This window comes from Stenotrophomonas sp. 278 (assembly GCF_003935715.1).
GTDB lineage: Bacteria > Pseudomonadota > Gammaproteobacteria > Xanthomonadales > Xanthomonadaceae > Stenotrophomonas > Stenotrophomonas maltophilia_AH.
Genome location: NZ_RHPP01000336.1, coordinates 1 through 500 on the forward strand (window position 1 = coordinate 1; position 500 = coordinate 500).

Sequence of the window (500 nt, forward strand, 5' to 3'; positions counted from 1 at the left end):
TCCAGCACCACCACCGGGGGCGCGGGACAGCCCGAGCTCAAACCCCTCGATTCGCTTGACGAGCTGCTGGAGCGGTTTGCGCTGGTGTACGGGCAGGGCGGCACGGTGTTCGATCATAAGGAACACATGCTGATGGCACTGGGCGACATGGGGCATGCGTGCGTGCGCCGCGAGCTGCACCGGGCCTGGATGGAACACCCCAGCCGATCCATCGTGCGCGTGCGCGAGGTCGACTTTGACCCGTCAGGGACCAAGCCAGGCGTCACCTGCAATCTGTTCGCCGGCTGGCCCACCACGCCCAAGGCCGGCGAATGCGGGAAGCTGCTGCACCTGCTCTGGCACATGTGCGGCGGTGAGGCCAATCAGAAGGCCCTCTACGACTGGGTCCTGAAGTGGCTGGCGTACCCGTTGCAGCACCCGGGGGCCAAGATGAAGAGCACCATCGTCATCCATGGCCCGCAGGGCACCGGCAAGAACATGTTCTTCGATGAGTACATGAA

1 pseudogene is annotated in these 500 nt (G+C 64.6%); it reads left to right on the forward strand.

The features are described from left to right. Positions 1-500 (forward strand): annotated as a pseudogene (locus EGJ34_RS22020) (DNA primase); the annotation flags it as partial.